This is a genomic window from Acidicapsa ligni (assembly GCF_025685655.1).
Classification (GTDB): Bacteria; Acidobacteriota; Terriglobia; order Terriglobales; family Acidobacteriaceae; genus Acidicapsa; species Acidicapsa ligni.
In genome coordinates, this window is the sequence record NZ_JAGSYG010000006.1 from 164,888 (window position 1) to 179,525 (window position 14,638).

General features: G+C 56.8%; 11 protein-coding genes. 4 read left to right on the top strand and 7 right to left on the bottom strand.

The window, feature by feature from the left end; all coding sequences use genetic code 11:
- Positions 1–30: 30 nt before the first annotated feature.
- The 6 genes from polA to OHL19_RS19060 form a co-directional block, all read right to left on the bottom strand.
- Positions 31–2,802, bottom strand: a complete 2,772-nt coding sequence (gene polA / locus OHL19_RS19035; RefSeq protein WP_263359410.1) for a DNA polymerase I — start codon at positions 2,800–2,802, stop codon at positions 31–33.
- Positions 2,803–2,847: 45 nt separating this feature from the next.
- Positions 2,848–3,954, bottom strand: coding sequence for a tRNA preQ1(34) S-adenosylmethionine ribosyltransferase-isomerase QueA (gene queA / locus OHL19_RS19040; protein ID WP_263359411.1), 1,107 nt, complete (start codon positions 3,952–3,954; stop codon positions 2,848–2,850).
- Entirely contained in the window at positions 3,951–4,667 is a 717-nt protein-coding gene (locus OHL19_RS19045) for a lysophospholipid acyltransferase family protein (protein WP_263359412.1), read from the bottom strand. Before OHL19_RS19045 ends, queA begins: the two co-directional genes overlap by 4 nt.
- A 49-nt stretch (positions 4,668–4,716) precedes the next feature.
- The gene (locus OHL19_RS19050) at positions 4,717–5,976 is read right to left on the bottom strand and encodes an ABC transporter permease (protein ID WP_263359413.1); all 1,260 of its coding nucleotides are present in this window, start codon (positions 5,974–5,976) and stop codon (positions 4,717–4,719) included.
- Positions 5,969–6,871 (bottom strand): ABC transporter ATP-binding protein, encoded by a 903-nt coding sequence (locus OHL19_RS19055; RefSeq protein ID WP_263359414.1) that lies wholly within the window; start codon positions 6,869–6,871, stop codon positions 5,969–5,971. The genes OHL19_RS19050 and OHL19_RS19055 overlap by 8 nt, the downstream gene beginning before the upstream one ends.
- A 64-nt stretch (positions 6,872–6,935) precedes the next feature.
- On the bottom strand, positions 6,936–7,433 hold the full coding sequence (locus tag OHL19_RS19060; protein WP_263359415.1) for an SRPBCC family protein: 498 nt from the start codon (positions 7,431–7,433) through the stop codon (positions 6,936–6,938).
- A 252-nt stretch (positions 7,434–7,685) separates the two neighbouring features.
- Between OHL19_RS19060 and recG the strand changes: the two genes are divergently transcribed.
- Positions 7,686–9,956, top strand: a complete 2,271-nt coding sequence (gene recG / locus OHL19_RS19065; RefSeq protein WP_263359416.1) for an ATP-dependent DNA helicase RecG — start codon at positions 7,686–7,688, stop codon at positions 9,954–9,956.
- Positions 9,957–9,995: 39 nt separating this feature from the next.
- On the opposite strand, the gene OHL19_RS19070 is transcribed toward recG, so the two are convergent.
- Entirely contained in the window at positions 9,996–10,442 is a 447-nt protein-coding gene (locus OHL19_RS19070; RefSeq protein WP_263359417.1) for a hypothetical protein, read from the bottom strand.
- Between the two features lie 91 nt (positions 10,443–10,533).
- On the opposite strand from OHL19_RS19070, the gene acpS reads away from it, so the two are divergent.
- The 3 genes from acpS (at position 10,534) to OHL19_RS19085 (ending at position 14,421) form a co-directional block, all read left to right on the top strand.
- The gene (gene acpS, locus OHL19_RS19075; protein ID WP_263359418.1) at positions 10,534–10,935 is read left to right on the top strand and encodes a holo-ACP synthase; all 402 of its coding nucleotides are present in this window, start codon (positions 10,534–10,536) and stop codon (positions 10,933–10,935) included.
- Positions 10,936–11,100: 165 nt separating this feature from the next.
- Entirely contained in the window at positions 11,101–12,177 is a 1,077-nt protein-coding gene (locus OHL19_RS19080) for an MlaD family protein (protein WP_263359419.1), read from the top strand.
- A 144-nt stretch (positions 12,178–12,321) separates the two neighbouring features.
- Positions 12,322–14,421 (top strand): M13 family metallopeptidase, encoded by a 2,100-nt coding sequence (locus tag OHL19_RS19085; protein ID WP_263359420.1) that lies wholly within the window; start codon positions 12,322–12,324, stop codon positions 14,419–14,421.
- Positions 14,422–14,638: the final 217 nt, after the last annotated feature.

Consider the following 14,638-nt stretch of genomic DNA (forward strand, 5'->3'; position numbering starts at 1 on the left):
CCAATCCGACAAATGTTTCTCAGGCAAACGTTACTCCATATCGCGCCAGTTATGGCCGAATGCAAGGTCGGCTACTATCGGCACGCGCAGATGAATTACGTTTTGCATGGCGTCTTTGACAAGTGCGGTGATGGTTTCTGTTTCTTCTTCGGGGACTTCGAATAAGAGTTCGTCGTGAACCTGCAGGACCATCCTGGTGCGGAGTTTTTCTTCTGTCAGTTTGCGGTCGATAGTGATCATGGCCAGTTTGATCAGGTCTGCTGCTGTGCCTTGCAGGGGCGTGTTGACTGCGGTCCGCTCAGCGAAGCCACGTTGATTTGCGTTACGGCTTTCGATGTCGGGGATGGGCCGGGTGCGGCCGAAGAGAGTCTTGACGCTGCCGTCTTTGCGCGTTTGTTCCACGGTATCTTCGATGAACTTCTTCACGCCTGCGTAGCGTTCGAAGTAGCGTTCGATATAGGTCCTGGCCTCTGATTGCGAAATGCCGAGTTGCGCTGCCAGTCCAAATGCGGAGATGCCGTAGACGATGCCGAAGTTGACTGCCTTGGCGCGAGCGCGGGTCTGCTTATCCATCTGCTCGGGAGGCACACCGAAGACTTCGCTTGCAGTAAGCGTATGGATGTCGCGGTCGGTCTTGTATGCGTCCGTGAGCAACGGGTCTTCGCTGAAGTGGGCCATGAGGCGAAGCTCAATTTGAGAATAGTCGGCCGAGAGCAGACGGAAGCCTGGTGCGGCAACGAAGGCCGCGCGAATCTCGCGGCCCAGCTCGGTGCGGATAGGGATATTTTGCAGGTTGGGGTTGGTGGAAGATAACCTGCCCGTTGCTGTGGCCGCTGCGTTGAATGTCGTATGTACGCGCGAGTCGCTGTCGACAAGCAATGGCAATGCGTCGATGTAGTTTGATTTGAGCTTGGCGAGATGGCGAAACTCAATGACCAGGCGGGCGATTTCGTGTTCCTCCGCAAGACCTTCGAGTACATCCTGCGCGGTCGAAATCTTTTTCCCTTTGCCATAGATCAGTGGCTTGGGCAGGCCCATGTGGGTGAACAAAACTTCGCCGAGCTGCTTGGGAGAGTTCACATTGAAGCGTCTGTCGGCCAGTGAAAAGATTCGTTCGCTGACGCGTTGAATCTCTGAGCCGAAGCGTTGCGAGAGCTCATCGAGTGCGCCTAGATTCACTCGCACACCAACCTTTTCCATTCGGTAGAGAACGGGGACCAGCGGAAGGTCGATGGTTTCGTAAACGGAAGTAAGTCCATGTTCCTCAACCTGTGCACGCAGGGTTGGCAACAACGCTTGAATTGCGTGGGCTGCGCCTGCCAGCGATATAGGCACGGTCTGTCCGCTGCGCGCGACTACATCGACGAGAGTTTGTGTAGAGTGGGTTGGGTTCAACGAGTAGGAGAGCAGCATTGTGTCCGTGATTGGCCCGTGCAGGCTTACGTTGAACGCGTCGAGACGGTGCTGCGTCGTCTTCCAATCGTGGACGGTCTTGGCGATTTTTTCATTTTCCAATAGTGCTTTGAGTTGAGGCGATAGTGCTATGCGCATTGCGAGTTCGGGTTCGTTTTGCGCTTTGACAGAAACGCCGACGTATTCGGGAATGGCTGCAGATTGCTCCAACTTAGTATCGTCGGCCTGAGCCACCTGATCAAACATGTCCATGAGCGAAGGCATGGGCGGAAGAGACTCTTCTTCGGCTATCTCTTCGCTTGATTCGCCGGATAAGGCTGCTTCGGTCTTCGCAACTTTAGCATCTTTGTCGAGCGCGAATGCGAAGCCGTGTACGCGCGCAGCCGCATGGATAGCGGCGATTTGATCCTCTGTTGGATCGTCGACCAATTCAGCGGTCGGCTTCTGTGCGCTGGGGGCGAGTTCGCGCAGCAGCGATGTGAACTCTAGTTCGGTGAACAACTCGCGGGCTGCTTCGAGATCGGGCTCGGTGGTTTGCATTCGTGCGAGATCGAGTTCTATCGGTACATGGCAGTCGATGGTGACCAACTCTTTGGAGAGTAGAACGGTCGCTCTATTTTGCTGAAGCGATTCGCGGTAGGTCTTGCGCTTGACTTCATCGGCGCGGTCGAGGACTGCTTCGAGACTGCCGAATTGCTGGATGAGTTCGACTGAGCCTTTATCACCGATGCCGGGTGCGCCGGGGATGTTGTCGATGGAGTCGCCGCGCAGAGCCATCACGTCAATGACTTGCTCCGGCGGTACGCCGAGCACTTCAATTACTTTTGCGGGGTCGAGGATGAGGTTATCTTTTTGAGGATTGAGGACACGCACATGCTTGCTGACTAACTGCATCATGTCCTTGTCGCCGGAGACGATGAAGACTTCGTGGCCCTGCTCTGAGGCCTCACGCGCAAGTGTGCCGATGACGTCATCGGCTTCAAATCCGATGGCTTCGAGAATGGGGATGTGCAGAACTTCGAGTGAGCGGCGGATGTACGGGAGCTGTCGCGCGAGGTCTTCGGGCATGGCTTCGCGCTGGGCTTTGTAGCCCTCGTAGCTGGTCTCGACAAAGGCCTGCTCTTTACTGCTCCATCGGCGCAGCGGACCAATTTCCTGCGCCTTGGCATCGCGGAAGACTGCTCCACTCACGTCGAAGACGGCGGCAAAATAATGTGGCGAGAAATCTCGACGCAGCTTCTGGATCATGTTTACGAAAACATACGTTGCTGCCGTGGGCAGGCCTCCGCGCGTGGACATTGGGCGACTGCGCTGCATGGCGTGGTAGGCGCGGAAGATGAACGACATGGTGTCGAGCAGGAATACGGGCGGCTTTGTGTCAGCACTCATCGTCTGCGAGTCTACCAGCGTGGAGGGGTGCGCGTCAGAGCGGTTCTAGGCAATGAACATGCAGTCGCCGTAGCTGAAGAAGCGATAGCGCTCCGCAACGGCGTGGCGATAGGCTGCAAGCACCTTCTCCCGGCCTGCAAAGGCGCTCACAAGCATGAGAAGGCTGGACTGCGGAAGATGGAAGTTGGTCAGCAGGCCACCTACCAGCCGGAATTGGAAACCGGGCGAGATAAAGATGGCGGTTTCGCCGGTGTGCGCAACGAGCGGGGCTCCGTTGGCGGCCTCGGCGCAGTGCTCCAGGGTGCGAACTGCGGTGGTGCCTACGGCGACGATGCGGCGGCCTTCTTGATGCGCACGATTGAGGGCGTCTGCTGCATTCGTGGAGAGTGTGTAGCGTTCGCGATGGAGATGGATTTCGTCCAGGTTTTCGACGCGCAGAGGAGCGAAGGTTCCGAGGCCTACGTGCAGGGTTACTTTGGCAATTTCCACGCCTTTGGATTCGAGCGATTGCAGTACTGTGGGCGTGAAGTGCAGGCCTGCGGTGGGAGCAGCCACGGAACCGCGTTCGGCGGCGAAGACGGTCTGATAGCGCTCGCGGTCTGCGTTCGCATCGTCGCGATGGATGTAGGGTGGAAGCGGCATGTGGCCGATCTCGTCGATGGCTGCGAAGAAATCCTGGACAGGCTCAAAACGCAGCAGACGTTCCCCGAATTCGTCGCGATGGAGCACCTCGGCACGGAGTACGACTTCGCCCTTCGCAGAGGAAAATTCAAGCTGGTCTCCTACGCGCACTTTGCGACCGGGACGTACGAGGGTGTTCCAATTCCCTGCTGCATCGGGAGATGTGAGCAGTACCTCGATCTGGCCGGTAGGCTGCTGTTTGCCGCGCGATGTAGCGCGTTGTGCGTAAAGGCGTGCAGGGATGACGCGGCTATCGTTGAGCACGAGCACGTCGCCGGGTTGCAGCAGTGAGGGTAGAGTCGCAAAGCTGGAGTCGGTGTGTGCTCCGGAGGCTCTGTCGAGCACGAGCATTCGGCTTGTACCGCGCTCTGCGGGGGGCTGCTGCGCGATCTGATCTTCAGGGAGATCGAAATCATAATCCGCGACTCGTGAGCCCTTTTCCGGCGATGGATTGTTCTGAGGGTTGCTCACGATGTGACCTCGGGCGCGAGGCCGAGATGCCGGCCGGCCGATAGACGAGCGCGTTCCAGCGTTGCGTCGAGTTGCTGGCGAGAGGCTTCCAATGTGCCGCTATCAGCAGACTCGGGTACGTGCGTCCATTGGCCCCAACTGACGGCTATTCGCGTGAAGGGCATGGGCACGAGAAAGCGGTCCCATGAGCCTAGTCTCCACGTATGTTTTGGTTCGAGATGAAATGCGCCGATGGGAACACCTGTTAGTTGGGCAAGCTTGATGGGACCGAGCTTGGATTTATAGATGGGGCCACGTGGGCCATCGGCGGTAAAGATAGCTGGTGTGCCGGAGTCAAGCACGCGGCGCAGGCCGAGTAAACCTTCGCGTCCACCGCGCGAGCTTGAGCCACGAACAGCGCGGAAACCGAAGAGTTCGAGGGTGCGGGTAATCAGTTCTCCGTCAAAGCTCTGGCTGATAAGAATCGTTGCGTGGGTACTGCGGAAATAGAAGGCGCAGGGCAGGACACACTGGTGCCAGAAACAGTAGATTTCTCCGCGTGGGGTGAAGCCGTGGAAGGCTGGAGTTACGCCGTCCTCGGCAATAACTTCAAAGCGCCAGGTGCGACCCACAACCATCAGCAAAGCCCAGACGAGACGCGGCACGACGGCCAGCGTCAGGCGTTGGCCGAGGGTGAATCTGCTTAGGCTACTGGTCCTGTGTTCGGTTGCCACTCTGTTGATTGTAGCGAAACGGGCAATGATAGCGGGCAATGAGCCGGAGTTAGCTGTAGCGCAGCCAGCGCAGGATTTCCGGGATCGTCGCTCGTTTGCCGTACATGAGAATGCCGATGCGATAGAGGCGCGTGGCAAACCAGATTACGGCCAGAACTGCAGCGAGCATCAATCCAATTGAAAGCCAGATCTGCCATGCCGGCGGCATCTGTGAGCCCATGCGAAGAAACATAACGATGGGTGTGCAGGGAGGAAAGAGCGATACCAGCAACACCCATTTTGAGCTGGGGTTGGTGGAGATCAGCATGATCATGCTGAAGCTGAGCCAGACGGGTACGGCGGCCAACGGCGAATACTGCTGCAGCTCCTGCTCGGTCTCAAGCGTTGCTCCGAGACCCGCGAAGAGTGCGGAGTTAAATGCGTAGCCAAGCAGAAAATAAACGGCAAAGAGAACGATCTGTATCCATGAAATATGAATAGCCAGGTCGACGGTGAGAAGTCGTTCGCCCAGGGCAGTTGCCGCGAAGATGGAGGCTGTAACCATCCAGATGGCGATCTGAGTTAGACCTACAGTGCCTACGCCGATGAGTTTACCGGCGAGCATTTCGCTGGGCTTGACGGTAGCGAGCATGACCTCGAAGATGCGCGAGGTCTTCTCCTGAATGACGGAGCGGCCTACGTTTAACCCATAGACCATTGTGGTCATCGTGAGCAGAAAGGCCATTGCATATGCGGTGTAGATGGATGACAGGGCATTGCTCTTCACTTCCACGCCATTTTTGATTTGCGCTGTGTCGATATCCACTTTTTTCATGAGCGACTCGACGTCAGCCTCAGGCACTCCGCGCTGGGTGATACGGCGGCGGATCAAGGCGTGATTCAACGCGGATTCAAGGCGGTTCGCAGTGATGAAGTCGCCGGAGCTTTGCGCATCATAGATAGCTTTGGGACTGGCGTCTGCGTGCGTATCGACCCATAGGAAGCCGTCGATTTGCTTCTCGTCCACTTGATGAATGAGGGCGGCTTTATCGTTGGCGGTGAGTTCGCCTGCGGCTATCGGCGCATAGATATCGACGGTGGATTTCGAATCTTTATCTTCGAGCAACTGTTTACGGATCTCGGTAGCGAGAGTTGTATCGGCTGAAGCGACTACGACATGCTTATCGTTGCCAGAGATCTCGCCCGAGATGAATCCGACGAAGATTGCAAGGGCGAAGAGGCCGGGCACGAGAACAGTTGTGATGCGGAAGGTGCGGCTGCGTATCTGCTCAAGGTACTCACGCTTTGCGATTAGAACGATATTACGCATCGGCTCTGCCTCCCACGGTCTGGATGAATATTTCTTCGAGCGATGGCTCTACCAGTTCGAAGCGATAAATCGTAGCTACGGAAGCAGCCTGGGCGAGCAGTTTCTGTGCGTCGCCGCCGTCTTTCAGCTTGATCTCGACGTGGCCGGAGTAGTTCCTGGCATCGGCGATCTCGGGGCTATCGAGGAAGCTCGCGCTACCCTCGAACTCGATCACTACGCGATCGCGTTTATAGCGGCTTTTAATCTCACGCATCTTGCCGGAGAGCACGACATCGCCCTTGTTGATGAGCGCTATGGCGTCGCAGAGTTTCTCTACCTGATCCATGCGGTGCGTTGAAAACAGGATTGCTTTGCCCTGTGCTTTGAGTTCGAGGAGCGTGTCCTGCAAGAGCGTTGCGTTGACTGGATCGAGGCCGCTGAAGGGCTCGTCCATGATGATCAGGTCGGGCTCGTGCATGAGAGCCGCGATGAACTGAATCTTCTGCTGCATCCCCTTGGAGAGCTCTTCGGTTTTCTGCGAGAGGGAGCCGCCAATGTCCATGCGCGTGGCCCAGGCAATGGCGCGCTTCTGCGCTTCGACGGAGGTAAGGCCGTGCAGGCTGCCCATGAAGACAAGCTGATCGAGCACCTTCATTTTTTTGTAAAGGCCGCGCTCCTCGGGCAGGTAGCCGACGCGAACCAGATTTTTGCGATCGAACGGCTGGTCAAACAATCGGATGTTTCCCGAGTCAGGAACGGTGATTCCAATCATCATTCGGATGGAGCTGGTTTTGCCTGAACCGTTAGGCCCGAGCAGACCGAACATCTGTCCTGGCTCGATAGAAAGACTCAGATTATTGACCGCTATTTTATCTCGATATGCCTTGGTTACTCCTGCTAATTCTACAACTGGCATGTACACTCCCAGACCTTTGCCCGCGTGAGCAGTGTAGCAAAATTGGGCCACTGCTCTGACTCAATCAGATCGTAGCCAGGTACGCAGCGAGTTGGTCAAACGTTCCCGTCCAGCCTTGTTTCATCGATTCATGGCCTGCGTCAAAGCTTTGGATCTCGGCATCTGTGGCGTAGATGGGCGACCATTTCAAGCGGATGGTTGTGCCGCCATTGTGCTCGGCGAAATGCGTGGTGCTCAACATTTGCAGAGGCCACTGATCGGCGAAGGGGTGGCGCGTGAGCTCGCCATCCGCGTTTGAAAATGAGTTGATCAGAACAATTTGCTCAGGCGGCACGATCTCGCGGAAGACCCATTTCCCCCACATTTCAACGCCGTCGGGCATACGCATGCAGAACAGAAATGTGCCGCCGGGCCGCAGATCCATTTCTGCTATGGGGATGGTCACGCCCTTGGGTCCGAACCAGTGCATGAGGTGATGCTTTTCGGTCCAGGCGCTGAAGACCAGTTCGCGCGGGGCGTGCAGGTGGCGTTCGATCGTGAATTGATGCATTGCTGCGGACATGACCTGTCTCCTGTTTCGGGCCTACTCCTACAATACTTGCGGAGACTGTGTTGCGTCTTATCTTCCGGTGGGGATGCTGCTCTGGTGGGGTTGGGATTTTCTTTTTTGGGTGGGAGACGGAAAGACACGGCTAAGAACAGAAGCAGATTCCCTTCGGGAATGACAGCTAGAAAAGCTAGGGCAAAGACAAAAGCTAGGGCAACGGTTGAGGGTGCCTGACTTTATGAGGCTGCCGGTTGTAACATCCAGAATGTGCCTGCTCTCGATACCCCAGTTATGTACGTACGCGGCGTTGGTCCGCGTCTGGCGGAAACCCTTGCGGGCAAAGGTGTTCTGCTGGCAGAAGACCTGCTGTATCATCTTCCCTTTCGCTATGAAGACCGGCAGAATCCGCGCAGTCTGGATGAACTGAAGCCGGGCGAGATGGCTTCCGTGATAGCCGAGGTGCGTGGCAGCGGGCTGCTGGCGACCAAGCGTGCTCCCATCTTTGAAATGACCGTTGGACAGGGGAACCTGGCGATGAAGTGCGTCTGGTTCAACGGTGGATATTTGCAGGGGCGTTTTCATGCCGGGCAGACGGTTGCGCTGTTTGGCAAGGTCGAGCCTTCGCGCACGACTCGCGATATGAAGATGATTCAGCCGCAGTTTGAGCTGCTGCCGGGTGAGGGCGAGGACGAAGAGACGCGGCTGCTTGAGGTTGGGCGGATTACTCCTGTTTACGAATCGCTGGGAGGAACACGGCTGGCTTCGCGCTGGCAGCGCAAGGTGCTGTTTCATCTGCTGGAGGGAATTCGCGGCAATGTGCCGGAGTGCCTGCCGCAATCGATGCTGGAGCGGCTGGGGCTGCCGGATCGCGAGACGGCGCTCAACCAGGCGCATTTTCCTCCCGAGGGTACGACGCAGGTTGCATTGATGGAGGCTCGAACGCCTGCCCTGCGACGGCTTATTTTTGAGGAGCTGTTTTTTCTTGAGCTGGGTCTCGAACTGAAGCGCCGCAAGAGCCACAAGCAGGTGGGAATTTCATTTGCCACGAACGATCCGGTGCGCGAGGCTATCCGCGAGGTGTTACCGTTTCATCCCACGGTTGCGCAGAAACGGGCGCTGGGTGAGATTGTCGCGGATATGCGAGAGGCGCATCCCATGCGGCGTTTGTTGCAGGGCGATGTGGGTTCGGGCAAGACGATTGTGGCGCTGCAGGCGATGCTGGTAGCGATTGAGAATGGCTACCAGGCGGCGATGATGGCTCCGACGGAGATTCTGGCGACGCAGCATTACCTGGCGGCGCGCAAGTTGTTGAGCCGTTCGTCGAAGTCGTACAAAGTTGTGTTGTTGACAGGATCGCTGGATCTGGATCGCAAGCGGCAGGTGCGAGGGCAGATTTTACGCGGCGAAGCGCAATTGGTGATTGGGACACATGCGCTGATCGAAGAAAAAGTTGAGTTCGCCAAGCTGGGCCTGGTGGTTGTGGATGAACAGCATCGATTTGGCGTTTTGCAGCGGTTTCGATTGATGAAAAAGCCGGGCGAGGCAGAGCCGGATGTGCTGGTGATGACGGCTACGCCGATTCCGCGCACGCTGGCGCTGACGCTTTATGGCGACCTGGATGGGAGCGTTCTGGACGAATTGCCGCCGGGACGCACACCGATTGTCACGCGCAGGGTGCCGGGTGAGCGCGCGGAAGAGGTCTGGGAGTTTGTTCGCAAGCAGGTGGCGCAGAAGCGGCAGGCGTACATTGTTTACCCGATTATCGAAGGCGCGAAAGACGATCAGCCGGAGCTGGATTTTGCCCGCGGAGAGGCGGATGCAGCGGTCACAACAGCCATCGCTGCGCCTGCGAAAAAAGCGCGCAAGAGTACGGCCAAGCCGAAGAAGGGTGAGCTTTTCCCCAAGCAGGCGGCGGCAAAGCCGGATCTTCGCTCAGCGACCGAGATGTATGACCAGTTGCGAACTGGGGCGCTCAAGGATTTGCGGGTCGGGCTTTTGCATGGGCGGCTGGATGCGGATGAAAAAGAGGTCGTGATGCGTCGTTTTCAGCGCGGCGAGATTGATGTGCTGGTTTCGACGACGGTGATTGAAGTGGGAGTGGATGTACCGAATTCGACCGTGATGATTGTGGATCATGCGGAGCGTTTTGGGCTGGCGCAACTGCATCAGCTTCGCGGGCGCGTGGGGCGTGGAGCGGCCAAGAGCTACTGCATCCTGATGACCGGTGAGAAGGTTTCACCTGAGGCTGAGGAGCGGTTGGCGGCGATGGTGCGGACGCAGAATGGTTTTGAACTGGCGGAGCTGGACCTGGCGATGCGTGGGCCGGGCGAGTTTTTTGGCACACGGCAGGCAGGACTGCCCGGTTTCCGGGTCGCGAATCTAATCCGCGACCGCGATCTGCTTGAACTTGCCAAGCTGGAGGCGGGTCGATTTGCGCAGGCTCCCGATGACTCGATGAGTGAATCGGAGCGGAAGCGGGTTTGGGATCATTTGCGCCAGTCGTGGAATCGGCGCTATGGGCTGATGGAAGCCGGATAGTAATTGAACGATTGCTGAACGATTGCGAAACGATTGCGATTAAGCCGTTTCCGAAGCGCTGCGTGGGGTGGCTGCTATTTCGGCCGGGAAGGTGTGGATTTCGAGATCGACGCTGACAATTTCCGCCCTGCAATCTTCGAAGTGGCTGCGGGTACATTGGCAGAGCGCTGTGATCTGGAGATGGGCCAATTGGCTGAGTTCCAGGCCGACTGCAGCCAACATGGTGTAGACATCGACGCAGTGCTGGCGCTCGAATTCAAAGAGCATGTTGATGATGCCGGCGTCGTTGGTTCCGCGGCTCAGCACCCAGCCGCCACAGGCAACGATGGCTCCCGTCAGCATCTGGAGGATGCGGGAGGGCTGCTCGGTCGTCGCGGCCTTTATTTGCATTGCCCACGGCAAGTTGAGCCTTGATTCCACATTGGATACGGTCGTTGCGTGCAGTGGAGCCATAGCCCTGTTCATCGGAGAAGCTTTTCCGCGCATGACAGGTGTCCCGGAGTGATACGGAAGTGCGCGGCTACGGGACAGGTTAAGCAGTCTCGGGTAGGCGTTCTGTGGTAGCCTCCATGTCAAGATGCTCGTAGGAACCGGAATCGACCTTGCCGAAATCGTTCGTATTCAGAAATCCATCGCCAGGTTTGGCGACCGATTTCTGGATCGCATCTTCACGCCACGCGAAAAGGCTTATTGCCTGCGGAAGAAGAAATCCGCGGAGAGTTTTGCCGCGCGATTTGCCGCCAAGGAAGCTGCCGCCAAGGCTCTTGGCACCGGCATCAGCTATGGCGTGACCTGGCTGGAAATCGAGGTGACGCGGGAGCCGAGCGGGCGTCCGGGGCTGAGCTTTCATGGCCGCGCCGCGCAGATGGCCGCGCGCCTGGGGGTGATCCATGCAGCGCTGTCGCTGACCCACACGGCAGAGCTGGCGATGGCGAGTGTTTGCCTTGAGGGAGCGCCTACGCTCTCCAAAAGCAGCTAGCCTTAATCGAAAAGCCGCTAACTTCAATCAAAAAGCTACTGGCCTCAATCGAAAAGCTGCTAACTTCAATCGAATATTGAAAAAAAATCAGGGCTTCGCAGCTCGTTTTGGTCTACTGGCCTGCTGCAATCGTCTGGTATTCTCACGTCATCGAGGGTGTCTGCAATGCCGAGTCAAAAAGAACTGAAATGGTCGCAGCTTAAGGTTGGCCTGTTGGCCACCGCTGCACTCGCTGCACTCACCGTTCTTATTTTTCTCATGTCGGGTTCGACGGGCGGGTTGTTTACCCACAAGCTCAAGTTCCACGCCTACTTTGAAAACGCTAACGGTCTGAAGATTGGCGCACCGGTCACGCTGGACGGAGTCACGATCGGAAACGTGAAATCGGTGCAGATTCTTCCCAACCATAATCCGGCTGCGGTTGAGGTTGTGGTTCATGTCGGGGAAAAGTACCTGCCCTCGTTGCATACCGACTCCACGGTGGCGATCAACCAGGCTGGCGTGCTGGGCGATGCTTTTATTGATATTTCGTCAAACCACGCTACCGGGCCGCAGCCTGTGGACGGCGCGACTCTCACCGTCTCCGGCAAGCCGGGCATCTCGGATGTGATTGCGAGCAGCCAGGAGTCGATCCAGTCTGTCAACCAGGTGGTTAAAAAGGTCGGCATCCTGATGGACACGCTCAACACGGGTAAAGGGACGGCGGGCGTGATGCTCAACGACCCTGAGGTGGCCAAGAAGATCGTTCTCACCATCAGTCAATTGCAGGCGGTAACGGGCGCGATCTCAAGCGGCAAGGGCTCACTGGGCAAACTGATCACCGATGACGAGCTCTACAACAAGGCAAACGCGACCATTGGCAAGCTGAATAACATCGTGGCCGACCTGGATAGCGGCAAAGGCAGCGCGGGCAAGCTGCTGAAGGACGAGAAGCTTTACAGCAACCTCAATGCCGCGATTAGCAACGTGAACGAGCTACTGGGTGGCATCAACGCGGGCAAGGGCTCCCTGGGCAAGCTGGCCAAGGATCCCACGGTCGCGCAGAATCTCGGGGATTCGCTGGGACGCCTGAATGAGTTGCTCAAGGGAGTAAACGAGGGCAAGGGCTCACTCGGCCAGTTGGTTGTAAACAGGCAGTTTTACGACAATCTCGATAACACCCTGGCGACATCAAGCCAGTTGCTGGATGCGATCCGCAAGGATCCGAAGAAGTACCTGACCATCCACGTCAAGGTGTTTTAGGGCTGCAAGTCCTGCTCGCGAGCATAACCGACTGAATCGTCAGCATGTTACCTTTGCTATTCAGCAGTCGATGTCCGTATGGCTGCGCCAACTCATGCGGAAGGCCATGCCCGTCCGAGCCAGCTCCGTGCTCAAGGATTTCACATGAATCTGCTTCGCCCTGCGTTTACGCTTGCCGTTGCTTCGGCATTGCTCGCGGCCACTTCGGCCTTTGCTCAATCCACATTTGCCACCCCAGACGATTCCAGCATTCCGACCCAGCCCAAGTCTGTGAGGAGCCTGGACCTGGACTCCATCGACAAGACGGCTGATCCCTGCACCGACTTTTACCAGTACGCCTGCGGTAACTGGGTCAAGGACAATCCGATTCCCGGCGACCAGACTCGCTGGATGCGCTCTTTTTCGACGGTTGGCGAGCACAACCGCTATCTCCTCTGGCAGGAGTTGGACGCCGCTGCGAAGGCGCCGAAAACTCCGCTGGAAAAGAAATATGGGGATTACTACGGCGCGTGTATGGATACCAGCCTCATCGAGCAGAAAGGCTTGACACCGCTCTCCCCGGCCTTGAGCAGGATCGCGAGCCTCTCCGACGCGAAAAAACTGTCTACGCTGATGGGCGAACTGCTCTCCGCGGGTAGCCCGGCTCCCCTGTTCTCGTTTTCTGTGGGCCAAGACGAAAAGGATTCCAGTAAGCAGATTGCAGAGACCTTCCAGGACGGTCTGTCGCTGCCTGATCGAGATTACTACCTGGTGGACTCCGAGCATTTCAAGACGATCCGCGAAGAGTATGTAGCCCATGTGACAAAGATGTTCACCCTGGCTGGTGATACGCCGGAGAAGGCGGCAACGGAAGCGGCGACTGTTTTGCGCATTGAGACAGCTCTGGCCAAAGGGTCCACCAGCCGCACGGATCTGCGCGAACCGCAGAATCGATATCACATCTACACGGTGGCTCAATTGGAGGAGATCACGCCGAATTTCGCGTGGCCGGTTTATTGGAAGGCTATTGGTATCCGCCACTTTGATTCGCTCAACGTCGCTACGCCTGAGTTCTTCAAAACCGTAAATCAGTTGATTGCTACTGAACCTGTGGATGCCTGGAAAGCGTATTTCCGGTGGCACACCATCCATTCCTTGGCGACGAATCTGCCAAAATCTTTCTTCGATGAGAATTTTGCTTTCTTTGGGAAGACTCTGGCCGGACAAGCTGAACCAACTCCTCGCTGGAAACAGTGCACCTCCGGGACCGATCAGGCACTCGGCGAAGCCGTTGGCCAGGACTGGGTCAAGGAGAACTTTCCGCCGCAGGCCAAAGAAAGCATGGATAAACTGGTCGCTGCCCTGGAAAAATCACTCGGAGACGATATTCGCACTCTGCCGTGGATGACTGAGCCGACACGGAAAGCAGCCGAGGAGAAGCTAAACCTTATCCGCAACAAAATCGGCTACCCCGAAAAATGGCGCGACTACTCCGCACTGACGATTCATCGCGACGACCTGATCGGGAATATCAACCGCACCAGCATCTTCAGCCGCAATTACGAGTTGGACAAGCTCGGCAAGCCTGTGGACGAAAAAGAGTGGGGCATGACGCCGCCTACAGTCAATGCCTACTACGATCCGTCGATGAATGATATCAACTTCCCTGCCGGTATCCTGCAACCCCCATTCTTTGACTTCAAAGCAGATCCGGCGGTTAACTTTGGTGGTATTGGCGTTGTGATCGGTCATGAGATGACGCATGGCTTCGACGACCAGGGCAGCAAGTACGACGGACACGGCAACCTGCGCGAGTGGCAAACTGCGGACGATCGCAAAGCATTTACCGAGCGCACGGATTGCGAAGTGGCTGAATACAGCGGCTTTGAAGCCTCCCCTGCGCACGACGATCAGCCAGCACAGAATCTCAATGGCAAGCTAACCCTGGGCGAGAATACCGCTGATAATGGCGGATTGCGCATCGCTTACCTGGCTCTGCTGGATACACTCGCCTCTGAGGGCAAAACCATTGACGACAAAATTGATGGCTACACCGAGGCGCAACGCTACTTCCTGAGCTTTGGCCAGGTATGGTGCCAGAATCAGACGGACAAATCCGCTCGCCAATCGGCGCTCGTCGATCCTCATTCACCGGGTCGCTGGCGCACCAATGGCTCTGTGCAGAACTTCGATGAGTTCGGCAAAGCCTTTGGGTGCAAAAAGGGTCAACCCATGTATCCGGAGCACTCGTGCCGGGTCTGGTAGTTTGATAGATGTGGCATGAAAATTCAGGCCCGGCAGCGTAGCTGTCCGGGCCATGATTTTGATGCAATGCACTTCAGTCGCCGAGACAACGCGGAGCGCCAAGATGCAGATTCTCCACCGAATCTGTCGATTAGCTCGATACCGGATTTTCGGTCAAAACGTCCAAAGCAGCAGCAACCAAGAGGGCTGAGTGTTTCGAACGGACGTTGTGTCCTGT

Excerpts from the sequence above, each read along its gene's own strand:
- polA (WP_263359410.1), bottom strand. The coding sequence starts at position 2,802 with ATGAGTGCTGACACAAAGCCGCCCGTATTCCTGCTCGACACCATGTCG.
- OHL19_RS19050 (WP_263359413.1), bottom strand. The coding sequence starts at position 5,976 with ATGCGTAATATCGTTCTAATCGCAAAGCGTGAGTACCTTGAGCAGATA.
- OHL19_RS19055 (WP_263359414.1), bottom strand. The coding sequence starts at position 6,871 with ATGCCAGTTGTAGAATTAGCAGGAGTAACCAAGGCATATCGAGATAAA.
- OHL19_RS19060 (WP_263359415.1), bottom strand. The coding sequence starts at position 7,433 with ATGTCCGCAGCAATGCATCAATTCACGATCGAACGCCACCTGCACGCC.
- OHL19_RS19070 (WP_263359417.1), bottom strand. The coding sequence starts at position 10,442 with ATGCGCGGAAAAGCTTCTCCGATGAACAGGGCTATGGCTCCACTGCAC.
- acpS (WP_263359418.1), top strand. The coding sequence starts at position 10,534 with ATGCTCGTAGGAACCGGAATCGACCTTGCCGAAATCGTTCGTATTCAG.
- OHL19_RS19080 (WP_263359419.1), top strand. The coding sequence starts at position 11,101 with ATGCCGAGTCAAAAAGAACTGAAATGGTCGCAGCTTAAGGTTGGCCTG.
- OHL19_RS19085 (WP_263359420.1), top strand. The coding sequence starts at position 12,322 with ATGAATCTGCTTCGCCCTGCGTTTACGCTTGCCGTTGCTTCGGCATTG.